Consider the following 24,054-nt stretch of genomic DNA (forward strand, 5'->3'; position numbering starts at 1 on the left):
TCTGGTGCGGTTGTTCTTCAGGGCTGGTAGCCGGACTTCTGCACGACGGGGGCCCACTGGGCGCGATACGCCTTGAGCATGGCGACAGTTTGCGCCTGCGTGCTGACCACGGGCGTCATGCCCGAGTCCTTGAACTTGCGCTGGGTGTCCGGGTCTTGCATGACTTCGCGGATGGCGGTGGACAGCCGCTCGACCTTGTCCTTGGGCATGCTGGTCGGCGCAAAGAAGGTGTTCCAGCCGGTGGCGGCAAGGTCGAGGCCGGCTTCCTTGAAGGTCGGAATGTCGGGCGCGAACGGCGAGCGCTTGGCACCCGAGAGCGCCAGGATGCGCAGCTTGCCGGCCGTGTGCTGGGGCAGCACCACGTCTTCCGTGTCGACGGCGATGGGCACCTGTCCGCCGATGAGGTCGTTCAGCAGTGGCGCCGAGCCACGGTAGCCGATCACCTGGGTCTGCACCTTGGCCTTCTCGCCCATCATCAGGCCGAAGAAGTGCGGCAGGCTGCCGGTGGCCGGCACGCCCACGTTGGCCTGCGTGGGGTTGGCGCGCATCCATGCGAGCAGGTGGCTCAGCTCGCGCACGGGCAGCGTGGGCGACACGGACAGCGCGAAGTCGTAGTCGTTGACGTGCGACACGGGCACGAAGTCGCGCTCGGCGTCGTAGTTGTTGTCCTTGAAGACGAGCGGCGCGACCACCATCACGGCGGGGTTGGCGAGCATCAGCACGTTCTGGTTGGCGGGCGTGATCTTCACCTGCTGCGCCGCCAGGCGGCCGCCCGCGCCGGGCTTGTTGTCGACGATGACCGCCACGCCCAGCTTGACGCCGAGCTTGTCGGCCACGACGCGCGCCACGCGGTCGGTGGCGCCGCCGGGGGCATAGCCGACGACGATGTGCAGCGGGCTGTCGAGCAGCGGTGCCGCGTGCGCGTTGATGGCAACGCACGCCATGAGGCCCGCTGCGGCAAACAGCGTGGCAAGGCGGCGGGTGATGGGGGCAGGGGTCGGCATGGTGTGGGTTCCTCCTTGTTCAATCTCGATCAATCAATCAATCGTTGGCCTGGAAATTCACGGCTTTCATGATGGCCGTCCAGCGCGCGGTGTCTTCGCGCATGGTCTTCAGCAGGGCTTCGCTGCCATCGGCAATGGGGTACATGCCGTTCTGCAGCAGTTGCTGGCGCACCTCGCGCGCATTCACGGCGCGGGTGAATTCGGCGCGCAGCTTCTCGATGGTGGCCGGCGGTGTCTTGAGCGGTGCGTAGTACGCGAACCACGCGGTCGCAACCACGTCCTCGTAGCCGGCCTCGACAAAGCTCGGCAGGTTGGGCATGAGCGGCGAGCGCTTCTCGCCGCTGGTGGCCAGCACCTTGACGCGGCCCGAGGGCAGCATCTGTTGCGCGCCGCCGATGGTGTCGAAGTACACGGGCACGCTGCCGCCCATCACGTCCTGCCGCGCGGGCGTGGAGCCGCGGTAGGGCACGTGCACCATCTTCAGGCCAGCCGCGCGGTTGAGCATCTCGCCCAGAAAGTGCGAAGGCGTGCCCGCGCCATACGAGGCAAAGCTCACCTTGTCGCCCTGCGCCTTGGCCCAGGCGATGAACTCGGCCAGCGTGTTGACGGGCACGTCCTTGTTGACGACCAGTGCCAGCTCGAAGCGGGCCGCATTGATGATCGGCACGAAGTCCTTGATCGGGTCGTACGAGAGGTTGCGGTAGGCGCCCGGAAACATGGTCATCATGCCGGCCGTGCCCAGCAGCAGCGTGTGGCCGTCGGGCGGCGCCGTCTTGACGGCCTCGACCGCGATGCGGCCCGCCGCGCCCGAACGGTTGTCGATGATGAGCGGGCCCAGCGACTCGCGCACCTGCTGCGCGATGGCGCGCGTCAGCACGTCCTGCGTGCCGCCCGCGGGCACGCCGATGAGCACCTTGATCGGCTGGCCGGGCGTGAAGGGCTGCTCGGTCCGCGCGAGCGATGCGACGGGCGCGAGGGCAAGGCCGCCCAGCGCGGCGAGTGCATGGCGGCGGTTCAGGTCGGGAATCAGGGGCATGGGCGATGTCTCCGGGGGGCTCGGTTGCTTTCTTTCGTGCGGCGCCGTCGCGGCGGGTGGCCGCGGCTGCGGACGATTCTGTAGACGCTACAGTCAATTGATCAAATCAACCATTGACCGGATTAACCCGGCCTCGCCCCCGATGACCGACGCCCCCCGCCGACCGCTGGACGACCTGCTGCTGTACCGGCTGTCGCGCCTGCTGTCGGTCGCGGGCAGCATGGTGATCCGGCTGTGCGAGGGGCGCTTCGGCATCACCCGGCGCGAATGGCGGTTGATCGCGGTGCTGGCCAGCCGGGGCGAGTTGAGTTCGTCGCAACTGGCCGAGCACGCCCAGCTCGACCGGGCGCGCACGTCGAAGGCGGTGGGCTCGCTGGTGACCAAGCAACTGGTCTCGCGCGTGGCCCGCGCGGGCGACCGCCGACAGGTGGCGCTGGGCCTGACCGAAGCGGGCAGGGCGCTGTACGACGCGCTTTTTCCACTGGTCACGCAGATCAACACGGAGCTGCTGGGCGCACTGGACGCCGACGACGCCGCGCGCTTCGACGATTCGCTGCATCGCCTGCAGGCGCGCGCCGAGCGCTTGGTCGAAGAGGCGGTGCTGCCCAAGGCAGACAGGGGGCGGCGCGCCGCAGCCAGGGGCGCGGGCAATCCGCGTTCGACCCCGTCGCCTTGACGGTAGGCCCGTTGCGGGCCCTGGGGTGAGTCGACACCGCGTGCCTGCGCAACGGCCGGCCGCCACCCCGTGTCCGTCCTGCCTGAAGGTTTTCTTAATAATAGATCGAGCACTTGGTCTAATAATAAAGGCATGACCCACCAGCCCGAGCAACCCCGTGCGAAAAGTTGACCCCGAGCGCCAGCAGGCCAAGCGCCGTCAGATCATGGAAGCGGCCGGCGACTGCTTCGCACGTCGCGGCTTCCACGCCACGACCACCGCCGAGATCTGTGCCGCGGCCGGCATGAGCCCGGGCAATCTCTTCCATTACTTCGACAGCAAGAGCGCGATCATCGAGGCCATCGTCGACGAAGAGCGGCGCGATGCCGCCGACTACTTCGCCACGCTCGAAGATGCCCCCGATCTTTTCGAGGCGCTTCTCGGCTTTCTCGACGTGGTCATGGCGTTTGCGGCCGACAAGGCCTACGCGCGCCTGGCACTGGAGATCGCCGCCGAAGCCGCGCGCAACCCGACCGTCGGCGCCATGACGGCCGCGAGCGACGCAGAGACGCGCGCCGCCATTGCCGCGCTGTTGCGTCGCGCGGTGGCACGCGGGCAGGTCGATGCGCAACTCGATCCGGCGCAGGCCGCGAGTTGGATCGCCGCGCTGATCGATGGCGTCTTCTCGCGGCTGGCCATCGACGCGAGCTTCGAGCCCGAGCGCGAGGCGCCGATGCTGCGCCTGATCGTGAGCCGTTTCCTCAAGCCTGGGAGCACCGCGTGAACGCCGTGGTTTGCATACCATCGCCCGAACGTCCGGTCTGGGACCGCGCCAGCGGCCGCGTGTTCGGCAAGGTGGCGCTGGTGACGGGGGCGGCTTCGGGCATCGGACGCGCCACCGTGCTGCGGCTGGCCGCCGAAGGTGCGACGGTCGTTGCCACCGACATCGACGCCCTGGGCGGTGAAGAAACGGCGCGGCTGGCGCGTGCCACCGGCGGGCGTGCGATGTTCATGGCACACGACGTGGCGAGCGAGGCCGATTGGCGCGACGTGATCGACACCGTCATCGCGGCCCACGGCGCGCTGCATGTGCTGGTCAACAACGCCGGCATCGCGCTGGCCGGCGACACCTTCGCGATGAGCCACGAAGAATGGCGTCGCCAGCTCGCAGTCAATCTCGATGGCGTTTTTCTGGGCGTGAAGCACGGCGTGCCGCTGATGTCGCGCTCCGGTGGTGGCTCGGTGGTCAATGTGTCGTCCGTTGCCGGGCTCATCGGCACACCGGGCCTTGCGGGTTATTCGGCCAGCAAGGGCGGCGTGCGCCTGTTCTCGAAATCGGTGGCGCTGGAGTGCGCCCGCGCGCGCAATGGCGTGCGGGTCAACTCGCTGCACCCCGGCATCATCGACACGCCGATCTGGTGCACGAATGCGCGCGTGCAGCCGACGGGTGGCGGGGGCATGGTGGCCGGCCTGAAGCGGCTCTGGCGCCGCGCGGTCCTCGGCATGGCGGGCCGGGCCGGCGCACCGCTCGGCCACGCGGGCACGGCCGTCGACGTGGCCAACGGCATTCTGTACCTCGCCAGCGATGAATCGCGCTATGTGACGGGCAGCGAGTTCGTCATCGACGGCGGCCTGACGGCCGCATGAGCCACACGACACCCATGACGCACACGACCGAAGACACCATGTCGCTCCAGAACCCCTCCGCGCAGCCCGTGCGCGCGCCTGCCAACCATCGCCAGCAACTGGTCGATGCCCTGCGTGGCTTCGCGCTGCTGGGCATTCTTGTCGTCAACATCGCGAGCTTTGCCTCGTCCTACTACGGCGTGGGCGTGCCCGATCCGATGGCGCAGTCCGTGGCCGAGCGCGCGGCCCTGTACGTTCGCAGCCTGTTGTTCGAGACCAAGTTCTACCTGCTGTTCTCGTTCCTGTTCGGCTACAGCTTCACCTTGCAGATGCAGTCGGCCGAGCGCGATGGCAAACCCTTCGTGCCGCGCCTGCTGCGGCGGCTGGTGGGGCTGTGGGTCATCGGCATCCTGCACGCGGTGGTGCTGTACCACGGCGACATCCTCACCACCTATGCGGTGCTGGGCGCAGTGCTGCTGGTGTTGCGGCGGCGGGGCGATGTGTTCCTGATGCGCTGCGCCATCGGCCTCGTGCTGACGACCTCGCTGGTGTGGGCCGGCGTGGGCTATCTGCTGGTGCTCTCGGGCGCTCCGCAAGACACCCGGGGTGCGATCGCCGAAGCCGTGTCGGCCCTTGCGGCCTATCGTGGAACGCCGGCCACGGTCATCGCACAGCATCTGCGCGAGCTGTCGCAGGTCTGGGTGGTGATCGGGCTGGTGCAGGCGCCCACCGCGCTGGCGATGTTCTTCGCGGGCTTCATCGCCGGCCGGCGTGGGCTGCTTGCGCACGTCGAAGCCCATCGGGCGCTGTTCAAGCGGCTGCTGCTCTGGGGCGCGATCGTGGGTGTGCCGGGCGCGGTGTTCTATGCGTGGCCATCGGTGCGGCTGAACGACTCGGTGCGCGAGATCTACAGCCTGTCGCTCGGGCTGTTGACGGCGCCGTTCCTTACGGCTGCCTATGGCGCGGGAATGCTGTTGCTGTTCCAGACGCCGCGCGGCCATGCGTTGGCCAATCTGCTGGCACCAGCCGGACGCATGGCGCTGTCGAACTACCTGCTGCAGTCGCTGGTGTGTGCCTGGATCTTCCTGGCGTACGGCCTTCGCTTGATGGGCACCGTCGGGCCGCTGGCGACCTTCGCATTCGCCTTCGCGATCTTTGGGGCGCAACTGGTGCTGAGCCGCTGGTGGATGGGGCGATTTGCCTATGGGCCGGTGGAGTGGCTGCTGCGGGCCTTGACGAACCTGGAGCTGCCCGCGATGCGGCGCAGGGAGCGGCTCCCGTCGCCTTCGCGATCCTGAGTCGCGCCGCGCCTACGTGTGGGCCAGCAGCAGTTCTTCGGCATTGCTGGGCGGACGCAAGCCATCCGCCCTGCCAGCAAAGTAGCGCTGCGCAAGATCGGTCGCAGAGATGTGCTGTGCCTGTGCAAAGCCGGCCTCGCGGGCCAGCGCCAAAATTTCCGGCGGCGTGAAGAAGCTGATGAACGGCGTCCCGCTCGCGCGTGCACCCTTCTGCGCCATCTCGAGCCCGGGGCGTACCTCCGGGTCCGCCATCTCCAGCGGGAGCAGGAAGGTCATCGCAAGCGTCGAGCCCGGAGCCAGGGCCGCGACGACCTGGCGCAACGCGGCCGCATTCGCCTCTTTGGTGAGGTACATGCTGACGCCCGTCGAGACCACGATGGCCGGCTTGCTGTCGTCGAAGCCGGCGGCCACGAGCCCGTCTTTCCAGTTGTCTCCGGCCTCGAAGTCGACAGGCACGAAGCGCAGCCAGTCGGGAATGCCGAAACCCAGCGCGACCAGCCGTTGCCGCTTCCAGGCCTGGGGGCCTGGCTGATCGACTTCGAACACCTTGAGTTGCGATGCAAGCTCGGGTCTGCGCTGCGCGAAGCTGTCGAGCCCGGCGCCGAGGATCACGTACTGGCCCAGCCCGTGCCCGGCCTGTTCGACCACCAGGTCTTCGATGAAGCGCGCCCGCGCCACGATGGACGCGCGAAACGGACGCGTGAACTGCGGGTCCATGTCGCCGCGGCTGCGCCAGTCGGCGCCGGGGGCGAGGAGTTCGAGGCCGATCCTGTCTTCGAGCACATGCGGCGCGGGGTCGGCCTCCAGATGAAGGGCCCGCCACAGGGCAACGCGTGCTGCCGTGCTGTCTGGTGCTGCATCTTGCTGGTCGGTCATGGCTTCCAATCCGGTGCGTTGGTCTTCGCCGGATTCTGCGCCGGGAGCGCTCAGGATGTCAGCAGTGTCGAGAGCTGGTACGCCGCGAAGCAAAGCAGCAGTGCACCCGACAGCCTGTTGATGGACTGCATGGCTCGCGCGCTCAGCTTGTGCCGGACCATCGACACGCCGGTCGACAGCCCGAGCCACCACAGCGCCGAGCCCAGGAACACGCCGAGCACCATCGACGTCGCGGTGCCGGTGCCGCCCACGTGCCCGGTCGCGACCGATGCGAACACCGCAATGAAGGACAGGATCGTCATCGGGTTGGCCAGCGTCAGCGCAAACACCGACAGCATCGCCTTCAGCGGCGTGGTGGCGTCCTGTGCCGACCGCGCTTGCGTTGCGACCGGCGCGCGCAGAAGCTGAATGCCCATCCACGCTAGGAAGGCCGCGCCGCCCAGCGCCAGCGGCACGCGCGCCGCCACCATCGACGCGATGACGGCCGACACGCCCAGCGCACCGATGGCGCCGTAGCACGCGTCGGCCAGCGCCGCGCCCAGCCCGCTCAGAAAGCCGATGGTGCGGCCGTGCGCCAGCGTGCGCTGGATGCAGAGCAGGCCGATGGGCCCCACGGGCGCGGCAATCGACAGCCCGATGACGAGGGACTTGAGGAAGAGGGCGAGATCCATGTGCGTTGTTCGAGAGGTGATCGAAGCAGTCAAAGGTGGCCGAGGTGATCGGGCTGGCATCGAATTGTCTCGAGACGTTTCGTTGGTGAAAATGGCGAAGCTCAGGCAGATCGCGCTGTTTGCCTGAGATCGGAAGCAAATATCCAACCCGTGCCTTAAATCCATGGAAATCGATCCCAAGAATTGGCAGATCCTCGACGTGCTTCAGGAAGACGCACGCACCTCATTGACCTCGCTGTCGCGGCAGGTCGGCTTGTCGGTGCCTTCGACCTCGGAGCGGGTGAAACGGTTGGAAGAGGCGGGCGTGATCGAGGGCTACCGCGCGGTAGTGCCGCCGCGCAAGGCGGGCTACACCGTCACGGCGTTGATCGGCATCCACACCCTGCAGCCCGAGAAGGCGCGGCTGATCAAGCTGCTCAAGGGCAAGAGCGAGGTGCTCGAATGCTTTCACGTGACGGGGCAGGACTCGTACGTGCTCAGGGTGATCGCGCGCGACATCGAGCACTTGGAGGACTTCGTGGGCAGCATCAACCACTTGGGCGAAACGCGCACCTCGATCGTGATGTCGGTGCCGATTCCGGCGCGGGCCGTGGAAGCGCCAGATCGTGCGGCCGGTGCCGCCGATGCCGAGGCGCGTGCCGGCGCCAAGGGGCGCCGGACCTGAAAGGCTCAGCCGTTCAGTCGGCGCCGACTCGGCCGTTCAGCGCGCAGCCTTCTGCCGATAGACCTGCTCGCCCGCCACCCACGTCTCCAGCACCTGCGTCTTCCAGATCTCGCCCGGCGCGATCGTGAACGGGTCCTGGTCGACGACGATGAAGTCGGCCCACTTGCCGGGCTCCAGCGAGCCGATGGATTTCTCCTGGTGCTCGGCGTAGGCCGCGTCGAGCGTGAAGGCGCGGAAGGCCTGCGGCAGCGTCATCGCTTCCTCGGGGTGCCAGCCGGCGATGGGCTTGCCCTGGTGGTCGGTGCGGGTCACGGCCGCGTGCAGGCCGTAGAACGGGTTGGCCGATTCGACCGGAAAGTCGGAGCCGCCCGCGATCACCGTGCCTTGCTTCAGGAAGGTCTGCCACGCATAGGCGCCCTTGATGCGCTCCTTGCCCACGCGGTCTTCGGCCATGTTCATGTCGCTGGTGGCGTGGGTGGGTTGCATCGATGCGATCAGGCCCAGGGTCTTGAAGCGGGGAATGTCCTGAAGCGACACCACCTGCGCGTGCTCGATGCGGTTGCGCCGGGCCATGCCGTTCGGGTCTTCCTTGTAGGCTGCTTCGAAGGCATCGAGGATCTGCCGGTTGGCCGCGTCGCCGATGGCGTGCACGTTGACCTGGTAGCCGGCCTTGAGCGCGGTGCGCACCTTGCCGCGCAGCACGGCGTCGTCCATGAAGAGCAGGCCCTTGTTGTTGTGGTCGTCGCTGTAGGGCTCCAGCAGGGCCGCGCCGCGGCTGCCGAGGGCGCCGTCGGCAAAGAGCTTGACGGCGCTCAGGTTGAAGCGGTCGTCGGCATAGCCCTTGACGGGGCCCTTGGGCGCGAGCTGTTTGTAGTCGTCGCCGACGTCGTTGATCATGGCGTACACGCGTGACGTGAGCTTGCCCGCGTCCGCGAACTCGCGGTAGATGCGTGCCTCGTCCGCGCTGGTGCCGGCATCGCCCACGCCCGTGAGGCCGAGCGAGGCGAAGTGGCGCATGGCCGAGTCGAGCGCGATGCGGCGCTCGGCGTCGGTGTAGGGCGGCATCACCTTGGTCAGCAACAGCTGTGCCTTGTCGACCAGGATGCCGGTGGGCTCGCCCTTGGCGTCGCGCTCGATGCGCCCACCCACGGGGTCGGGCGTGTCGCGCGTGATGCCGGCCATCTGCAGCGCCTTGGTGTTGGCCCAGATGGCGTGGGCATCGACGCGGCGCAGGGTCACGGGGCGGTCGGCAATGGCGGTGTCGAGTTCGGCCGCGGTGGGAAAGCGGTCGAGCTTCCAGATCACCTGGTTCCAGCCCGAGCCCATGATCCATTGGCGCGCGGGGTTGGCCTGTCCGTAGGCCTTGATCTTGGCCAGGGCCTCGGCCAGCGTGCGCGTCTCGGTCACCACTACTTCGCTCTGGCGAAAGCCGATGCGAAAGACATGGCCGTGCGCATCGATCAGGCCCGGCAGCATCGTGCGGCCCTGGCCGTCGAGCTTGCGTGCGTCGGGGTACTGCTTGGCGATCGATGCGGCGTCACCCACGCCCAGCACGCGGCCCTTGTCGAAGGCGAGAGCGGAGAAGCTGACGAGCTTGTCGCCCTCGAAGGTGTAGCCCTTGACGGGCGCGACGACGGTGGGCTCGGCCTGCGCTTGTCCGAACGCGAGGGCGGCGGCCATGGGCAGGGCGCCGCACAGCTTGAGAAGGGATCTGTTCATGGATGTCTTCATGTAGTAGTTATGGAAGAAGAAAGAAGAAAGCGACCGGCTCAGTGCCTGGCCAGCGTCAGGAACTCGCGCAGGTTCTGCACGCCCAGCTTCGCGTAGACGCGCTCCTTGTAGGTGATGACGGTGGCCGGAGACAACGACAGCTGCCGCGCGATTTCTTTCGCGGTGCAGCCTTCGACCAGCAGCCGCGCGGTCTCGCGTTCGCGTTGCGACAGCTCGGGCCACAGGTGGGCGTGGCTGGCTTCGGGTTGCCGGTGCAGCGACACCAGCTCATCGTGGCGATGCGCGAGCGCCATGAGCGTCGAGGCGTGCGAGCGCATCAGCCGCGCCGTGCGGTCGCGCTGCACCTTCGTGCGCGAGAAGTACAGGTTGAGGTAGCAGGTCTGGTCGCGCCAGCGGCGCAGCAGCGATACCTTGCTGGAGAAGCCGGGCCGGTCGAACAGGAGCCGGCGGTACTCGGGGTCGCCGATGCTGGCGGGCGACATCCAGAGCAGCTGGAGTTCGGGCCTGCCATCGGAGGCGCCACCGCGTGCGTCGGTGCACATCAGCGGGTAATTGGGGTCGCGCTCGTAGAAGCGCTTGACGAAGATCTCGGTGGTCGACTCGATCAGGTGCTGGTCGAGCACGCTGGCCGCCGACGCTGCCTGCACGCGGCCGTGTCCGTCATAGCAGAGGTAGCTGACGTGGTCGGCGCCCAGCGCGGCGTTCAGGCCTTCGAGCAGGCGCGAATGAAAGCTGGAGCTGCCCAGGTGCTGGACGGCGTCTCCCAGCCATGCGTCCTGCACGGGCAGCGTCAATTCGTTGGTCATGTGTGGTTGTCTCCGGCGCTTGTCTTGTCGGTGTCATGGCCGCGAGCGCTCCGGCGAAATAATGCCATGGCGCGCGCCGGTCGGGTTCCCGTGTCCTCATCTGTGCGGACATACACGGCGGGTGTCGCAACCTAGAGTCCCGGGCCTTGGCCGCGCGTGCATCGCATGCGGTGCCACAGGCTCGCAAAAGAACATTCAACAGGAGACAGAGAGACATGAAAAAAACTTCCCGACCCTTGCACCGCGCGGCCCTGATGCGCCCCGTGCTGGCCGCCGCGCTGGCGCTCTGCGCCGCTTCGGCCGGTGCGCAGCAAGCCAGCGGCGCCGCATCGCTGCAGGCGCAGATCGACACGCGCGCCAAGGCGGTCGAGGCCCAGCTGATCGCATGGCGCCGCGACATTCATCAGCACCCCGAACTCGGCAACTACGAAACCCGCACGGCAAAGCTGGTGGCCGACCATCTGCGCAAGCTCGGCTTCGAGGTCAAGACGGGTGTGGCAAAGACCGGCGTGGTCGGCCTGCTCAAGGGCGGCAAGCCGGGGCCGGTGGTGGCACTGCGCGCCGACATGGACGCGCTGCCGGTGAAGGAGCGCGTCGACGTGCCCTTCGCATCGAAGGCCAAGGGCCAGTACCTGGGCAAGGAGGTCGATGTGATGCACGCCTGCGGCCACGACACGCACGTCGCGATCCTGATGGCCACGGCAGAAGTGCTGGCGGGCATGAAGGACCAGCTGCCGGGCTCGGTCAAGTTCATCTTCCAGCCGGCCGAAGAGAGCCCGGCCGACTTCGAGCCCAACGGCAGCAACATGTGGGGCGCCAAGCAGATGGTGGCCGAGGGCGTGCTCGAGAACCCGAAGGTCGACGCGATCTTCGGCCTGCACGTGAGCAGCGGCATCGAGTCTGGCAAGCTGGCCTGGCGCAGCGGTGCAGCGATGGCGGCGGCCGACCAGTTCTGGATCGACGTGAAGGGCCGCCAGACGCACGGCGCGCGGCCCTGGGGCGGCATCGACCCGATCGTGGTGGCCTCGCAGATCGTGATGGGGCTGCAGACCATCCAGAGCCGGCAGGTCAACGCGATGCTGGAGCCATCGGTCATCACGGTGGGCACCATCCATGGCGGCAACCGCATGAACATCGTGCCCGAGAAGGTCGAGATGATGGGCACGGTGCGTACTTACGACGAAGGCATGAAGAAGGACATCCATGCGCGCATGAAACGCACGACGGAGTCGATTGCCGCGAGTGCGGGCGCCGAGGCGACGTTCAAGGTGGTGGAGCTGTACAACGCGACGGTCAACCAGCCGGCGTTGACGGCGCAGATGGCGCCGACGCTGCAGCGCGTGGCGGGCGAGGGCAACTGGATGCTCGGGCCGAAGGCCACGGCGTCGGAAGACTTTTCGTTCTACCAGGAGCGCGTGCCGGGGCTGTTCTTCAACCTGGGCGTGACACCCAAGGGGGTGGACGTGACGAAGGCCGCGTCGAACCATTCGCCGGAGTTCTATGTGGACGAGCCGGCGCTGGTGAACGGGGTGCGTGCGCTGGCGAACCTGACGGTGGACTACATGATGGCTTCGGCCAAGTAGCCCGCTGGTTCTTTTGCGCTCTTGTTCGGGGCGCTGTCGTTCAGGGCGCGTGCGAATGACACCGGGTGCTCCCCTCCGCGAATGTCCCCCGCTTCGCTCCTCCTTTATTTCGCTGCGGGGAGCACCCGGTGCCATTCGCACGAGGGCACGTTGCGGGTGCATCGCCGATCAACGACTGCTCTGAAAACGCTCACGCCGGCGGTGTGCTCCCCGCAGCGAAATAAAGGAGGAGGGGCGCAGCCCCGGGGGACATTCGCGGAGGGGAGTACGCCGTCGGCGCGAGCGCGCCCTGAATCGAGCGGCAACAAACAGCTACAGCATCGGCTGCTGCTGCGGCTCCTGCCGTTTCTCGTGCATGCCTTCGCTCTCGATCCGCATCTTCGGCAGGAACTGCGGGTACTCGCGCTGCATGAAGTCGATCAGCCCTTCGCGCACGGTGCAGCGAAGGTCGAAGGCCAGGCCCGAGGTGGCGGCCGTGCAGAGCACGCGAACCTGCATCGTGCGTTCGGTCGCATCGGTCACGCGCAGGTTGAAGAAGCGGCCGTCCCATTCGGGCGCTGCCTTCACGATGCGCTCGACCTCTTCGCGCAGCGGCGCGAGCGGCATGCCGTAGTCGGCGTAGATGAAGACCGCACCGAGCAGTTGGGCCGAATGGCGCGTCCAGTTCTGGAACGGCTTTTCGATGAAGTAGGTCAGCGGCAGGATCAGGCGCCGCTCGTCCCAGATCTTGATGACCACGAAGGTGCCGGTGATCTCTTCCACGCGGCCCCATTCGCCCTCGACCACCAGCACGTCGTCGATGCGGATCGGCTGTGCCAGCGCGATCTGCAGTCCGGCGATGAGGTTGCTGAACACCGGCTTGGCCGCAAGACCGGCCACGATGCCGATGACACCGGCCGAGGCCAGCAGGCTGGCGCCGACCTGGCGTGCACCCGGAAAGGTCATGAGCATCATCGCGCCGCCGGCCACCAGCACCACCGTCATGGCGGTGCGCGCCAGCACGCGGGTCTGCGTGAGCACGCGGCGCGCCTGCAGGTTGTCGGCGATGTCCGAGGGGTGCTGCGCGAGCACGCCGTCGGCGAAACCGCTGATGGCCTTCACTGCGAGCCAGGTGGTTGCGGCGATCAGCAGCAGGCCATTGAAATGCCGCACGTTGCCGATGAAGCGAAGGTCGTCGGGCGCGGCCTGCCACACCAGCAGCAACGCGACCAGCGGGAGCACCAGCCGCGCCGCCGCGTTGCAGTTGACCACCATCGCATGGATCGCCGGCGCCGGGCGGGTGATCCGCCTCAATACAAGGCCACCGATGCGGTGGGCGAGAAGGGCGAGGGGAACTGCGATCAGGGCGGCAACCCATGTGCCGAACCAGGGGTGGGCAAGTATCTCTTTGATCATCAAGCGGTGGTCGCGGGCGGTGTTGTCTCGTTCAGCGGTTGAAGAATGCGCGCTGCGTCGTCGCGCAGCTGCGTGGCGAGGGCCGTGGCCAGATCGAGTCGGCGCAGCAGCCAGGGGCTGATGTCGTTGTCGAACGGGTCGGGCAGGGGAATCGGGCCGCCGACGGTGGTGGAGCCGGCGCTCTCGGGGTGAGAGGGGCCGGTGGTCGGTGTAGTTCCGATGGCGGCTTCGATTCTTTGCGCGGTGCGGCTGATCGGGCCCTCGACCTCGCCGGGTGTGAGGCGGTCGCGCCGCAGCACGAGCATCGATTTCACGGCGCTGAGTTGCGCGAGCAACTGGTAGCTGTGGGCCTGCAGATGTTCGAGCGGCTCGAGCGGCGGTTGCACCGCGCGCGGCTCGGAGAGCGAACGCTGCGTGGCCTGCACCAGCGCCGACAGGCTGTCGTAGGCCTCGCGGCGAGCGAGGCGCCATTCGAGTTCGGGGCTGCTGTCGATGGCCTGCAATTGGCCCAGGCCAAGCGCCAGCCGCGCATGGCGTGCCTGCGCGGTGAGCGTGCGCGCCACCAGCGCAGGGATCTGGCTGCGCTCCCACGAGGGCAGCACGTAGCAGAAGCCCCAGGCCAGCGCGGCACCGATGAGCGTGTCGGCGATGCGTTCGAACAGCGCGAAGATGGGCGCCACACCCACGTTCAGCATGTGGGCCTGCACGAGGCCCAGCACCGTGGCGGCCACCGCGGTGATGAGGTAGCGCCGCACTGCGAAGCTGTGCGCGATGGCCTGCGCCACCGTCACGATCACCAGCAGCATCAGCGCCGACGGGTGGGCCGACAGCAGCCCCACCGCGAGCACGCAGCCCAGCAGCGTACCGGCGACGCGGGCGTTGCGCCGCTCCAGCGTCTGCGAGAGGCTGCCGCGCAGCACGACCACGATGGTCAGAAGAATCCAGTAGTCGTGCGAGCCCCAGGGCATCGACACCGCGATGGCGTAGCCGGCCGCGATGGCCAGCGCGGCGCGAATCGCGTGGCGCAGCGGCGGCGCGTCCCAGCGCCACAGCGTGAGGAAGGGGCGCCACGACCAGTCGGTCGGGCTCACGAAAAGCTGCCAGTTGGCGCGCACCACGGCCAGGTTGGGCTCGGCGTCGCCGCGCGCCATGGCCGACAGGCGCAGCACTTCGTCGTTGATGTGGCCGATGCGGCTGGCCAGGCCGCGCGCGAGCATCGCGGCGGTGGGGCCGATGTGGCCGCCGCCACCGCCCGGGCTGTTCGCGCTGTCGTCGGCGGACACGTGGATGGCCGCCAGCCGCGGGCGCCGGTCGGGCACCACGGCGGGCGTGCGGCGCATCAGCAGCGCATCGGCCAGCGCGATGGTTTCTTCGGCGAGTTCTTCGAGCACGCAGCGCATCTCGATCAGCGCCTCGGCATGCGCGGGGTGGGCGCGCAGCGTGTCGAGGTCAAGCTCGCTGGCCAGCAACTGGTCGCGCATCTCGAGCACGATCACCAGCATCGCGGCCAGCCGTTGACGGCGCGGCGTGCGCGGCGATTCGAGCACGATGTCGCGGGTGGCCTGCAGCTGGTCGGCCAGCGCGGCCTGCTCGCGCAGCAGTTGGCCGAGCACCGGTGCGGGCGTGTCGCGCACGTCGCGGGTTTCGTCCTGCGGCAGGAACTGGCTGGCCTCGGTGCGCATCAGCGCGGCCAGCGAATAGAGCACGTCGGCCACCGACTGGGTGCGAAAGCGCCCGTTGAGCGCGAGGTTGGCGAGCGTGGCCCAGATCACGTACAGGCCCGCGCCCAGGCCGAAGTGCCAGGTGCGCTCGATGGCATCGGCCATGTCGCGCGGCGCCTGGGTGGCCATCGAGAAGATCATCGAGAACATCACCGCGATCGCGATCGGGATGCCCCGCTTGCCCCAGGCCATGCCCAGGAAGGCCACGAAGGTGGCCGGCACCAGCAGCAGGCCGAGGCGGATCGGCGCGGTGTGCAGCATCTGCACGGCAAAGAAGAGCGGCAGGCCGATCAGCGGCGCCGGCAGCATCTGGAAGAACTTGCCGCGGCGCGGGCCGGGCAGGTCGGGCGGCGCGGTCACGATCACGCCGGTGGCCGCCGCGGAGGCGGCCAGGGTGCCCAGCCAGAGGTGCACCCCGCCCGAAATGAACAGGAGCCCGAGCGCGACGGTGAGCCCGCTCGCGACGTAGTGGCTCAGCGCAATGCGCAAAGCCGCGCGAACCCGGGCGGCGGCGCGGGGCCCCAGCACCATCACTTGGCGGAAGCGTCGCCCTCGAAGGGGCTGCCAGTGCCGGGTGCGCCAGTTGCGCCGGGTGCCGCGGGTGCGTCGCGGCGGATGCGCGTGAGCTTGCGGGGTGCGGCGGGGGCGGCTGCCACGGCGGGCTTGTCGCCCTCGGCGGCTTCGTCCGCGAAGTCGACCACGGTGCTGCGGGCATAGAGGTCGACCGAGGCGTCTTCGGTGCTCGACTTGGTCGAGGCCGACACGGCGCGCACGCGGTCGCTGGCGCGCAGCTTGTCGTCGACGTTGGCGAACTTCGAGTACTTGGCGAGCAGCGGCACCAGTTGGCCGTAGACGCGCGGGGCGGCGGCCAGGCATTCGCGCTGATCGAGGAACTCGGGCTCGCCCGTGAAGTTGCCGATCAGGCCACCGGCCTCGGTCACCAGCAGCGAGCCGGCGGCCACGTCCCAGGGGTTCAGGCCGGTTTCAAAAAAGCCGTCGGTGAAGCCGGCGGCCACGTAGGCCAGGTCGAGCGCAGCCGCGCCGGGGCGGCGCAGGCCCGCCATGCGGGGCATCATGTCCGCCATGATGGCCAGGTACTGCTTGAAGTTGTCGCCGGTGCGGAACGGAAAGCCCGTGGAGATCAGGCACTCGCTGAGCTTGGTGCGCTTGGACACGCGGATGCGGCGCTCGTTCAGGTAGGCGCCGCGGCCCTTGGTGGCGGTGAACAGGTCGTTGCGGCTCGGGTCGTAGATGACCGCCTGCTCGATCTTGCCGCGCACCGATAGCGCGATCGACACGCAGTAGACCGGAAAGCCGTGGATGAAATTGGTGGTGCCGTCGAGCGGATCGATGATCCAGACGAAATCGGAGTCTTTGGCGCCGTATTCGGTGCCCGATTCTTCGGCCAGGATGCCGTGCCCCGGGTATGCGCCAAGCAAGGTCTCGATGATGACCTTTTCGCTGGCGTGATCGACTTCGGTCACGAAGTCGTTGACCTGCTTTTGCGAGATGCGCACGGCCTCGACGTCGAGGGCTGCGCGGTTGATGATCGCGCCGGCGGCGCGTGCGGCCTTGACGGCCACGTTGAGCATGGGATGCAGGTTGGGGGACGACATTCTGGATTGTGAGAAGAACGGTGGAAGGGGTCTCCGAGAATTCGATCTGTGCAATCCTGGCGACCCTGCGGCCCGGCGATGCGGGCGGCGAGAATCGGGCATTTTACCGGCTCTGCCCGTTTGTGTCTCCCCACCCTGTCATGCGCACCCGTTTCATCCTGATCCAGACCAGCCACGCCGGCAATGTGGGCGCGGCCGCCCGCGCCATGAAAACCATGGGTTTCGACGACCTCGTGCTCGTGGCGCCCCGCTGGGCCAACGTGCTGCGGCGCGAGGAAACCATCCAGCGCGCGAGCGGTGCCCTCGACGTGCTGACCAACGCCCGCATCGTCGAAACGCTCGACGAAGCGCTCGACGGCGTGACCCATCTTTGTGCCACCGCCATGATCCCGCGCGACTTCGGCCCGCCCACCTGCACGCCCCGGGAGCACCTGGAACCCCTGGCCAGGCAGGGCGACCAGCACGTCGCCTTCCTGTTCGGCTCCGAGCGTTTCGGCATGCGGAATGAAGACGTCTACCGCTGCAACGTGGCGCTGAGCATCCCGACCGACCCGAAATTCGGCTCGCTCAACCTTGGCGCGGCCATCCAGGTGGTGGCCTACGAATGGCGGCTGGCACTCGGCGGCTACGAGGTGCGCGACGCCACGGCGCCGGTGCAGGCGGCCGATGCGCAGTCGGTGGCCGGCATGCTCGACCACTGGGAGCGCTCGCTGGTGGACATCGGCTTTCTCGACCCGGCCGCGCCCAAGAAGCTGATGCCCCGGCTGCAACAGCTTTTCAACCGTGCCCAGCCTACGCCGGAAGAAATCCACATCCTGCGCGGCATTGCCAAGGCCATGACCGACGCAACGCGGACACCCCGCGCGCCCGGCGATTCGTAAAACCCCATCGCGCGTACGCGATGACACGGGGCTTTAGACTGCCCGCCCCCTATCGATATAACGACAACAAAGGCAGCGATGTTCTCTCGACTGCGCGCCGACATCCGGTGCATCCTCGAACGCGACCCGGCCGCCCGCAGCGCCTGGGAAGTGATCACGGTCTACCCCGGCTTCCATGCCGTGGTGCTGCATCGCTGGGCGCATGCCTGTTGGACACACGGTTTCAAGTGGCCGGCCCGCTTCATCGCGCACTGGGCGCGCTGGATGACCGGCATCGAGATCCACCCCGCGGCCAAGATCGGCCAGCAGGTGTTCTTCGACCACGCCATGGGCGTGGTGGTCGGCGAGACCGCCGAGATCGGCGACGGCTGCACCATCTACCAGGGCGTGACGCTGGGCGGCACCTCGCTCTACAAGGGCGAAAAGCGGCACCCGACGCTGGGAAAGAACGTGGTGGTGAGCGCGGGCGCCAAGGTGCTGGGCGGGTTCGTGGTGGGCGACGGCGCCAAGATCGGCAGCAACGCGGTGGTCATCAAGCCGGTGCCGGCTGGGGCGACCGCGGTGGGCATTCCGGCGCGCATCATTCCGTCGAAGACGGGCGAGAGCGCCGACGTGGCCTCGCCGCAGAAGTTCTCCGCCTACGGCATCACGCAGGACGACGACCCGTTGAGCCAGGCCATGCGCGGGCTCATCGACAACGCATCGAGCCAGGAACACCAGATCGCGCTGCTCTGGCAGGCCATCGAGAAGCTGTCGGCGCATCCGGGCACCAGGGACTGCGTGCCGGGCGATGCGGCACGCGACGAGTCGTTCGAGGCGGACAAGCTCACCCAACTGGTGGGCAAGTAGCCCGCTGCGCAACGCCTGCCGGGCAGAGCGCTAGGCGGAACGCTTCGCGGCCGAGCTGTGCAATGAGCCGTGCACATGTCCGGCGTGCTGGCCGAAGGTCTCGGGCGCGAGCGCGGCCGTGTCCAGCTCCTGAAGAATGCCGCAGTTGTGCGCCGACTCGGGCCCGCCGCACTGCAGGCGCAGCGCCTTGAGCTGTTTCTCCAGCGTCTTCAATTCGGCAATGCGCGCGGCCACGTGACCGATATGGTCGTCCAGCAACTGGTTGACCTCGCCGCAGTCGTCCTGCGGCGCATCGCGGAATTTCAGCAGGCTGCGGATTTCGTCCAGCGTCATGTCCAGCGAGCGGCAGCGCCGGATGAAGCCCAGGCGCTGGGCATGCTCGTCGTCGTAGATGCGGTAGTTGCCGTCGGTGCGCGCGGGCTCGGGCAGCAGTTGCTCGCGCTCGTAGTACCGGATGGTTTCGACAGGCGTGTTCGCGACTTTGGCCAGTTCACCGATTTTCATGATGCGGCAAATAAGAAAGTGGAAATCAGCGTTTGACTCTACACCTGCTTCAGGGTTTCCAATCGATTCCATGACGAACCAGAACGCTCTGACCCGGCCCGTGCCGCACACGCATTCGCACCCCCATCCGCATGGCGACGACCACAGCCACGACCACGCCCACGCGCATCCGCCCGCCAAGGCCGAAGCGCACGCGCATGGCGAGGATGCCTGCTGCGGCGGCGCCAGCCACGGCGCGATCCCGCTGGCGCCTCCCGAGCCGGCCGATGTGCCCAAGGGCGCCTTGCTGTTTCGCATTCCCACCATGGACTGCGCCGTGGAAGAGTCCGAAATCCGCCGCGCGCTGGAGCCCATCGCAGGCGTCAAGGCGCTGCGCTTTCGCCTCGGCGAACGCACGATGGCCATCACGACCGACGAAGGCGTGCTGCCCGAGGCGCTCGCCGCTATCCGCAAGGCCGGCTTCAAGCCCGAGCCGCTGAACGCGGCGGGCGGCCCCGCCTCCGGTTCGCAGGCCGCCGCCGCGCCCGCGCAAATCGCGGGCATGAGCACCGGCCTCGTGCGCCTGATCGCCGCGCTGGTGCTGGCTGTCGCGGCCGAGTCGATCTCGTTCCTGGCGCTCGACGGCCTTGGCTTCAAGGCGGCCGAGGTGATCCTCGCGCTGGGCGCCATCGGCCTTGCCGGCCTCGACACCTACAAGAAGGGCTTCGCCGCACTCGTGCGCGGACGCCTGAACATCAATGCGCTCATGGCCGTGGCCGTCACGGGCGCTTTCATCATCGGCCAGTGGCCCGAAGCCGCGATGGTGATGGCGCTCTATGCGATCGCCGAGCTGATCGAGGCCCGCGCGGTGGACCGCGCACGCAACGCCATCCAGAGCCTGCTGGCGCTCGCGCCCGAACAGGCCGAGGTGAAGCAGGCCGACGGCAGCTGGCAGACCGTGATGGCCAACGCGGTGGAGCTGGGCGCCGTCGCGCGCATCCGCCCCGGCGAGCGCGTGCCGCTCGACGGCGTCGTCACCGCCGGCACCAGCGCCATCGACCAGGCACCGGTCACCGGCGAAAGCATTCCGGTCGACAAGACCATCGGCGACCCGGTGTTCGCGGGCACCATCAACCAGACCGCAGCGCTCGAATTCCGTGTGACGGCGGTGGCCTCCAACACCACGCTGGCGCGCATCATCCACGCCGTCGAAGAAGCCCAGGGCTCGCGCGCGCCGACGCAGCGCTTCGTCGACAAGTTCGCCGCCATCTACACGCCCACGGTCTTCGTGCTGGCATTGGCCGTGGCCGTGCTCACGCCGCTGTTCCTCGACTGGACGTGGATGCAGTCCATCTACAAGGCGCTGGTGCTGCTGGTCATCGCGTGCCCGTGCGCGCTGGTGATCTCCACGCCCGTCACCGTGGTGAGTGCACTCGCTGCCGCCGCGCGGCGCGGCATCCTCATCAAGGGCGGCACTTACCTCGAAGAGGCGCGCAAGCTCAAGGCCATCGCACTCGACAAGACGGGCACCATCACCGAAGGCAAGCCCAAGCTGGTCGAGTCGGTGCTGATCGACACCTCGGGCAACCAGGCTGCCGTGTACGCGATTGCCGCCAGCATCGCGGGCCGCTCCGACCACCCCGTGTCGAAGGCCATCGTCGAGGGCCTGAAGGGCCAGCAGGACGAAGTGGCCGACTTCACCGCATTGCCCGGCCGCGGCGTGCAGGCCGCGCTGGCGGGGCAGACCTATGTGCTGGGCAACCACCGGCTGATCGAAGAGCGGGGCCTGTGCACGCCGGCGCTCGAAGCCGAACTCCAGCGCCATGAAGAAGCAGGCCGCACCGTCACGCTGCTGGCTTCGGGGCAGGCTGTGCTTGCGCTGTTCGCCGTGGCCGACACCATCAAGGAATCGTCGCAGGCGGCCATCGCCGAGCTGCGCGCGCTGGGCGTTGCGCCCGTGATGCTCACCGGCGACAACACCGCGACCGCCAAGACCATCGGCGCCCACGCCGGCATCGACGATGTGCGCGGCAACCTCTTGCCCGAAGAAAAGCTCGACGCCATCAGGGCCATGCAGCAGCGCTACGGCGCCGCCGCGATGACCGGCGATGGCATCAACGACGCCCCCGCGCTCGCGCAGGCCGACATCGGCTTCGCGATGGGGGGCGCGGGCACCGATACCGCGATGGAAGCGGCCGACGTGGTCATCATGAACGACGACCTGCGCCGCATTCCCGAGACCATCCGCCTGTCGCGCCGTGCGCATGCGGTGCTGTGGCAGAACATCACGCTGGCGCTCGGCATCAAGGGCGTGTTCTTCGTGCTTGCGGTGTTCGGCAGCGCGACCATGTGGATGGCGGTGTTCGCGGACATGGGTGCGAGCCTGCTGGTGGTGGCGAACGGGTTGCGGCTGATGCGCACCGAGAAGTGAGCAGCCCGGTGCGAGCCGAAGCTACTTCTCGCACCGGCTCCACCGCTGTCCGTCCGCACTGTCCTCGACTTGCCAGCCTTGGTCGCGCAGAGCATTCCGAAGCCGATCGGCTTCTGCCCAGTCCCCGGCGGCTCGCGCCTCCTGACGTGACGCGAGCAGGGCGGCGATGTCCGCTGGTACCTGCTGTACCGGCGCCTGCCAATCGTCCAGCCGCAACCCCAGCACCGTGTCGAAATGATCGACGGTGGCCCGTCGGGTCGCCGCAGGCACATCGCTTCGGACCAGCTCCCACAACAGCGCCAATGCGCGCGGCACATTGAGATCCTGGTTCACCTCTGCGTTGAAGCGGCTCACGAAATCCTCGTGTGCCGTCCCGCCCACGGGCCAACTTGCATAGGCCTTGCGCAGCCGGTCCAGCGCCGACTGCGCCCCGCCGATCGCTTCTTCGGTGAAGCGCAGCGTGCTCCGGTAGTGCGCGGTAAGGCACAGGTACCGGTAGGCCAGCGGGTCGATGCCTTGGTCGATCAGCGTCTGCAGCCGCACGAAATCGCCATCCGCCTTGGTCATCTTCTTGTCGTCCAGCGTGAGGAAGTGGCCGTGCATCCAGAAGTTCGCGAGCCGCGTGCCGTGGCGTGCCTGCGTCTGCGCGATCTCGTTGCTGTGATGCACGCCAACATGGTCTTCGCCACCGCAATGGATGTCGAACCACGGGCCCAGGTACTTGGCCGACATGGCCGAGCATTCGATGTGCCAGCCGGGAAAGCCCCGGCCCCAGGGGCTGTCCCATTCCATCTGTCGTTGGGAGTCGGCCGGGCTGAACTTCCAGAGCGCGAAGTCGCAGGCGTCGCGCTTCTCGCCCATCGCCACCCTTTTTCCGGCGCGCAGGCCTGCGCGTTCGAGGCGGGCCAGGTGGCCGTAGTCGTCCTGCCGGGTCGTGTCGAAGTACACACCATCAGACGTCTGGTAGGTGTAGCCGTTGCGCTGCAGTTCGGCGATGAATTCCAGCTGCTCGGGGATGTGGTCGGTGGCGCGCGGCCACGCCGTGGGCTCCAGCAGGTTCAAGGCCCGCCAGTCGGACTGAAAGGCCTCCGTGTAGTGCGCGGCGATGGCCCAGGCGGATTGCCCGGTGCGGCGGCTGCCTTTCTCCATCTTGTCTTCGCCTTCGTCGGCATCCGAGACGAGGTGCCCGACGTCGGTGATGTTGACCACATGCCGCACCTGGTAGCCGTTGAGCATCAGCACGCGGCGCAGTACGTCCTCGAACACGTAGGTTCGAAGGTTGCCGATGTGCGCGTAGTCGTACACCGTCGGTCCGCAGCAGTACAGGCCCACGTGCTCGGGTTGCAAGGGAGCGAAGGGGCGCACGGAGCGCGACCAGGTGTCGTACAGGGCCAGAGGCATGCGGACTTCTTTCTTGTGGGTTGTCGTGCGGGTTGAAGCGTCGAGGCAAAGAAAAAGCCACCGGTCTTTCAACGGGTGGCCATCGGGGATGCGGGCGTGATGCAGGCGCTAGCCGCAGGCTCCCCCAGGCCGACCGTGACAGCATGCGCTGGCAAGCAGGGAGAGGGAAGGAGAGCGGGCGACCATGGGATCGATGCTAGCGTCGGCCCCGAGATCGGTCAAACGTGGGCGCCTTGCGAGGCGCTGCAATCACCAGCGCGCCGCCCATTTTTCGAGCGGCACGCGCGCCGCGTTGCACACATAGCTGACCGAGTGATACCACCCGGCGAGCATCATCAGCTCGACCAGCTGCGCGTGGCTCCAATGCGCGTTCAGGGCCTCCCACAGCGCATCGTCGACATCGCTCGTGTCGTGCAGTTGATCGACCATCGACACCAGCAGGCGGTCGCGCGGCGCCAGCAGCGAGAGGTCGCCATCGGCCGAGGCCATCACGCGCCGGTCGGTTTCGTTGAAGCCGGCAGCGTCGGCAAAGCCGGTCCAGTGCACGCCCCATTCGTATTCGGCGCCGCAACGGGCGCAGACCCGCACGATCACGATCTCGCGTTCGCGCAGGCTGATGGCCGCCTTGCGGCCCAGCAGGTAGCGGCCCAGGCCCATCGTGTGTTCGGTCAGAGCGGGGTTCACGGCCATCACGCGGAACAACGCCAGGATCTCGGGCGCCTGTCGCGGCGTCATGCGCGTCAGCAGCTCGCCGATGGGTTCGGGGTAGGGCGGCGCGAGCGGCGGGATTCTCGGCGCGGGGTTCGGGTCCAGGCTTTCGGAGGCGGGGTGGATCACGGGCGGTTCCTTTCATAGAATGCGACGGAAATCGCTACGGATTGCGTAGCGATCTGGCGCAGTCTATCGCTACGAAATGCGTAGCGCAAGGCATGCTGCCGAACCTTCACCGAAAGAGCGTCATGGAAGACGAAGAAACCACCGCCCAGCAGGCCACGCCCGTCGTGTCGCGGCGACCCATCATGCGGCTGCTGGAGCAACTGGGCCGCAAGGGCACGCTGCGCATCCTCTGGGAGTTGCGCGACGGCCTGCCGCAAAGCTTCAGGGCGCTGCGCGTGAGTACCGACGACATGTCGCCGTCGGTGCTGAACGACCGGCTCAAGGAACTGCGCGCGACGGGCGTGGTCGTGCTCGCGGACGCGGGCTATCAGCTCACCGAATCGGGCGCCGAGCTGGTCAAGCGCCTGACGCCGCTCAACCAATGGGCGAAGCGATGGCTGGAGGAGGGCGGCCCGGACTAACATCGCCGCCACACTTTTCTGTTCACGCG

At 67.9% G+C, this 24,054-nt stretch carries 22 protein-coding genes; 10 read left to right on the forward strand and 12 right to left on the reverse strand.

Annotated elements, in window-relative coordinates:
• Positions 1 to 17: 17 nt before the first annotated feature.
• Together BLQ28_RS11615 and BLQ28_RS11620 are read right to left on the reverse strand one after the other, a co-directional pair.
• Complete coding sequence (locus BLQ28_RS11615) at positions 18 to 1,004, reverse strand: Bug family tripartite tricarboxylate transporter substrate binding protein (protein ID WP_093239192.1); 987 nt, start codon at positions 1,002 to 1,004, stop codon at positions 18 to 20.
• A 37-nt stretch (positions 1,005 to 1,041) separates the two neighbouring features.
• Positions 1,042 to 2,040 (reverse strand): Bug family tripartite tricarboxylate transporter substrate binding protein, encoded by a 999-nt coding sequence (locus BLQ28_RS11620; RefSeq protein WP_093239194.1) that lies wholly within the window; start codon positions 2,038 to 2,040, stop codon positions 1,042 to 1,044.
• A gap of 142 nt (positions 2,041 to 2,182) precedes the next feature.
• Here BLQ28_RS11620 and BLQ28_RS11625 point away from each other — a divergent pair, with 142 nt between their 5' ends.
• The 4 genes from BLQ28_RS11625 (at position 2,183) to BLQ28_RS11640 (ending at position 5,619) form a co-directional block, all read left to right on the forward strand.
• A complete protein-coding gene (locus tag BLQ28_RS11625) occupies positions 2,183 to 2,716 on the forward strand; it encodes a MarR family winged helix-turn-helix transcriptional regulator (RefSeq protein WP_093239195.1) in 534 nt (177 codons plus the stop codon).
• Between the two features lie 157 nt (positions 2,717 to 2,873).
• Positions 2,874 to 3,479 carry a TetR/AcrR family transcriptional regulator gene (locus BLQ28_RS11630; RefSeq protein ID WP_093239197.1) on the forward strand — a complete coding sequence of 202 codons (606 nt, stop codon included), beginning with the start codon at positions 2,874 to 2,876 and terminating at the stop codon, positions 3,477 to 3,479.
• Entirely contained in the window at positions 3,476 to 4,342 is an 867-nt protein-coding gene (locus tag BLQ28_RS11635) for an SDR family oxidoreductase (RefSeq protein ID WP_256327251.1), read from the forward strand. Before BLQ28_RS11630 ends, BLQ28_RS11635 begins: the two co-directional genes overlap by 4 nt.
• Before the next feature lie 38 nt (positions 4,343 to 4,380).
• A complete protein-coding gene (locus BLQ28_RS11640; RefSeq protein ID WP_093239475.1) occupies positions 4,381 to 5,619 on the forward strand; it encodes a DUF418 domain-containing protein in 1,239 nt (412 codons plus the stop codon).
• Positions 5,620 to 5,631: 12 nt separating this feature from the next.
• Here the strand turns inward: BLQ28_RS11640 and BLQ28_RS11645 are convergent, their stop codons facing one another.
• Positions 5,632 to 6,495 carry a class I SAM-dependent methyltransferase gene (locus BLQ28_RS11645; protein ID WP_093239476.1) on the reverse strand — a complete coding sequence of 288 codons (864 nt, stop codon included), beginning with the start codon at positions 6,493 to 6,495 and terminating at the stop codon, positions 5,632 to 5,634.
• Positions 6,496 to 6,545: 50 nt separating this feature from the next.
• Entirely contained in the window at positions 6,546 to 7,166 is a 621-nt protein-coding gene (locus BLQ28_RS11650; RefSeq protein WP_093239198.1) for a LysE/ArgO family amino acid transporter, read from the reverse strand.
• Positions 7,167 to 7,329: 163 nt separating this feature from the next.
• Between BLQ28_RS11650 and BLQ28_RS11655 the strand changes: the two genes are divergently transcribed.
• The gene (locus BLQ28_RS11655; protein WP_093239199.1) at positions 7,330 to 7,830 is read left to right on the forward strand and encodes an Lrp/AsnC family transcriptional regulator; all 501 of its coding nucleotides are present in this window, start codon (positions 7,330 to 7,332) and stop codon (positions 7,828 to 7,830) included.
• A gap of 36 nt (positions 7,831 to 7,866) precedes the next feature.
• On the opposite strand, the gene BLQ28_RS11660 is transcribed toward BLQ28_RS11655, so the two are convergent.
• Together BLQ28_RS11660 and BLQ28_RS11665 are read right to left on the reverse strand one after the other, a co-directional pair.
• A complete protein-coding gene (locus BLQ28_RS11660) occupies positions 7,867 to 9,549 on the reverse strand; it encodes an amidohydrolase (protein ID WP_371126620.1) in 1,683 nt (560 codons plus the stop codon).
• A gap of 50 nt (positions 9,550 to 9,599) precedes the next feature.
• Complete coding sequence (locus tag BLQ28_RS11665; protein ID WP_093239201.1) at positions 9,600 to 10,367, reverse strand: helix-turn-helix domain-containing protein; 768 nt, start codon at positions 10,365 to 10,367, stop codon at positions 9,600 to 9,602.
• 215 nt (positions 10,368 to 10,582) lie between these two features.
• On the opposite strand from BLQ28_RS11665, the gene BLQ28_RS11670 reads away from it, so the two are divergent.
• Positions 10,583 to 11,950: an amidohydrolase gene (locus BLQ28_RS11670; protein ID WP_093239202.1), complete on the forward strand. Its 1,368-nt coding sequence runs from the start codon at positions 10,583 to 10,585 to the stop codon at positions 11,948 to 11,950.
• A gap of 312 nt (positions 11,951 to 12,262) precedes the next feature.
• On the opposite strand, the gene BLQ28_RS11675 is transcribed toward BLQ28_RS11670, so the two are convergent.
• Genes BLQ28_RS11675 through BLQ28_RS11685 form a run of 3 tightly spaced genes read right to left on the reverse strand, consistent with a single transcriptional unit; the run spans position 12,263 to position 16,682 of the window.
• Entirely contained in the window at positions 12,263 to 13,345 is a 1,083-nt protein-coding gene (locus BLQ28_RS11675) for a mechanosensitive ion channel family protein (RefSeq protein ID WP_093239203.1), read from the reverse strand.
• On the reverse strand, positions 13,345 to 15,597 hold the full coding sequence (locus BLQ28_RS11680) for an FUSC family protein (RefSeq protein WP_371126621.1): 2,253 nt from the start codon (positions 15,595 to 15,597) through the stop codon (positions 13,345 to 13,347). Before BLQ28_RS11680 ends, BLQ28_RS11675 begins: the two co-directional genes overlap by 1 nt.
• Complete coding sequence (locus tag BLQ28_RS11685; protein WP_093239205.1) at positions 15,597 to 16,682, reverse strand: inositol monophosphatase family protein; 1,086 nt, start codon at positions 16,680 to 16,682, stop codon at positions 15,597 to 15,599. Before BLQ28_RS11685 ends, BLQ28_RS11680 begins: the two co-directional genes overlap by 1 nt.
• A gap of 140 nt (positions 16,683 to 16,822) precedes the next feature.
• Here BLQ28_RS11685 and BLQ28_RS11690 point away from each other — a divergent pair, with 140 nt between their 5' ends.
• On the forward strand, positions 16,823 to 17,563 hold the full coding sequence (locus BLQ28_RS11690) for an RNA methyltransferase (RefSeq protein WP_093239206.1): 741 nt from the start codon (positions 16,823 to 16,825) through the stop codon (positions 17,561 to 17,563).
• A gap of 57 nt (positions 17,564 to 17,620) precedes the next feature.
• Positions 17,621 to 18,412: a serine O-acetyltransferase gene (gene cysE, locus BLQ28_RS11695; RefSeq protein ID WP_256327268.1), complete on the forward strand. Its 792-nt coding sequence runs from the start codon at positions 17,621 to 17,623 to the stop codon at positions 18,410 to 18,412.
• 30 nt (positions 18,413 to 18,442) lie between these two features.
• Here the strand turns inward: cysE and cadR are convergent, their stop codons facing one another.
• Complete coding sequence (cadR, locus tag BLQ28_RS11700) at positions 18,443 to 18,916, reverse strand: Cd(II)/Pb(II)-responsive transcriptional regulator (protein WP_093239209.1); 474 nt, start codon at positions 18,914 to 18,916, stop codon at positions 18,443 to 18,445.
• Between the two features lie 70 nt (positions 18,917 to 18,986).
• Here cadR and BLQ28_RS11705 point away from each other — a divergent pair, with 70 nt between their 5' ends.
• The gene (locus tag BLQ28_RS11705) at positions 18,987 to 21,326 is read left to right on the forward strand and encodes a heavy metal translocating P-type ATPase (RefSeq protein WP_093239211.1); all 2,340 of its coding nucleotides are present in this window, start codon (positions 18,987 to 18,989) and stop codon (positions 21,324 to 21,326) included.
• Positions 21,327 to 21,347: 21 nt separating this feature from the next.
• Here BLQ28_RS11705 and cysS read toward each other — a convergent pair whose 3' ends face one another.
• Together cysS and BLQ28_RS11715 are read right to left on the reverse strand one after the other, a co-directional pair.
• Positions 21,348 to 22,727, reverse strand: a complete 1,380-nt coding sequence (cysS, locus tag BLQ28_RS11710) for a cysteine--tRNA ligase (protein WP_093239212.1) — start codon at positions 22,725 to 22,727, stop codon at positions 21,348 to 21,350.
• 249 nt (positions 22,728 to 22,976) lie between these two features.
• A complete protein-coding gene (locus tag BLQ28_RS11715; protein ID WP_256327252.1) occupies positions 22,977 to 23,564 on the reverse strand; it encodes a carboxymuconolactone decarboxylase family protein in 588 nt (195 codons plus the stop codon).
• Positions 23,565 to 23,686: 122 nt separating this feature from the next.
• Between BLQ28_RS11715 and BLQ28_RS11720 the strand changes: the two genes are divergently transcribed.
• Positions 23,687 to 24,025 (forward strand): winged helix-turn-helix transcriptional regulator, encoded by a 339-nt coding sequence (locus BLQ28_RS11720; protein WP_093239214.1) that lies wholly within the window; start codon positions 23,687 to 23,689, stop codon positions 24,023 to 24,025.
• Positions 24,026 to 24,054: the final 29 nt, after the last annotated feature.

This window comes from Variovorax sp. EL159, from assembly GCF_900100965.1.
Lineage (GTDB): Bacteria > Pseudomonadota > Gammaproteobacteria > Burkholderiales > Burkholderiaceae_C > Variovorax.

What these genes read in the sequence shown, in the direction of transcription:
- BLQ28_RS11625 (WP_093239195.1), top strand. Translation starts at nt 2,183, where the DNA reads ATGACCGACGCCCCCCGCCGACCGCTGGACGACCTGCTGCTGTACCGG.
- BLQ28_RS11650 (WP_093239198.1), bottom strand. Translation starts at nt 7,166, where the DNA reads ATGGATCTCGCCCTCTTCCTCAAGTCCCTCGTCATCGGGCTGTCGATT.
- cysS (WP_093239212.1), bottom strand. Translation starts at nt 22,727, where the DNA reads ATGCCTCTGGCCCTGTACGACACCTGGTCGCGCTCCGTGCGCCCCTTC.
- BLQ28_RS11705 (WP_093239211.1), top strand. Translation starts at nt 18,987, where the DNA reads ATGACGAACCAGAACGCTCTGACCCGGCCCGTGCCGCACACGCATTCG.
- cadR (WP_093239209.1), bottom strand. Translation starts at nt 18,916, where the DNA reads ATGAAAATCGGTGAACTGGCCAAAGTCGCGAACACGCCTGTCGAAACC.
- BLQ28_RS11675 (WP_093239203.1), bottom strand. Translation starts at nt 13,345, where the DNA reads ATGATCAAAGAGATACTTGCCCACCCCTGGTTCGGCACATGGGTTGCC.
- BLQ28_RS11665 (WP_093239201.1), bottom strand. Translation starts at nt 10,367, where the DNA reads ATGACCAACGAATTGACGCTGCCCGTGCAGGACGCATGGCTGGGAGAC.
- BLQ28_RS11685 (WP_093239205.1), bottom strand. Translation starts at nt 16,682, where the DNA reads ATGTCGTCCCCCAACCTGCATCCCATGCTCAACGTGGCCGTCAAGGCC.
- BLQ28_RS11645 (WP_093239476.1), bottom strand. Translation starts at nt 6,495, where the DNA reads ATGACCGACCAGCAAGATGCAGCACCAGACAGCACGGCAGCACGCGTT.
- BLQ28_RS11620 (WP_093239194.1), bottom strand. Translation starts at nt 2,040, where the DNA reads ATGCCCCTGATTCCCGACCTGAACCGCCGCCATGCACTCGCCGCGCTG.
- BLQ28_RS11690 (WP_093239206.1), top strand. Translation starts at nt 16,823, where the DNA reads ATGCGCACCCGTTTCATCCTGATCCAGACCAGCCACGCCGGCAATGTG.
- BLQ28_RS11670 (WP_093239202.1), top strand. Translation starts at nt 10,583, where the DNA reads ATGAAAAAAACTTCCCGACCCTTGCACCGCGCGGCCCTGATGCGCCCC.
- BLQ28_RS11640 (WP_093239475.1), top strand. Translation starts at nt 4,381, where the DNA reads ATGTCGCTCCAGAACCCCTCCGCGCAGCCCGTGCGCGCGCCTGCCAAC.
- BLQ28_RS11615 (WP_093239192.1), bottom strand. Translation starts at nt 1,004, where the DNA reads ATGCCGACCCCTGCCCCCATCACCCGCCGCCTTGCCACGCTGTTTGCC.
- BLQ28_RS11720 (WP_093239214.1), top strand. Translation starts at nt 23,687, where the DNA reads ATGGAAGACGAAGAAACCACCGCCCAGCAGGCCACGCCCGTCGTGTCG.
- BLQ28_RS11660 (WP_371126620.1), bottom strand. Translation starts at nt 9,549, where the DNA reads ATGAACAGATCCCTTCTCAAGCTGTGCGGCGCCCTGCCCATGGCCGCC.
- BLQ28_RS11680 (WP_371126621.1), bottom strand. Translation starts at nt 15,597, where the DNA reads ATGGTGCTGGGGCCCCGCGCCGCCGCCCGGGTTCGCGCGGCTTTGCGC.
- BLQ28_RS11655 (WP_093239199.1), top strand. Translation starts at nt 7,330, where the DNA reads ATGGAAATCGATCCCAAGAATTGGCAGATCCTCGACGTGCTTCAGGAA.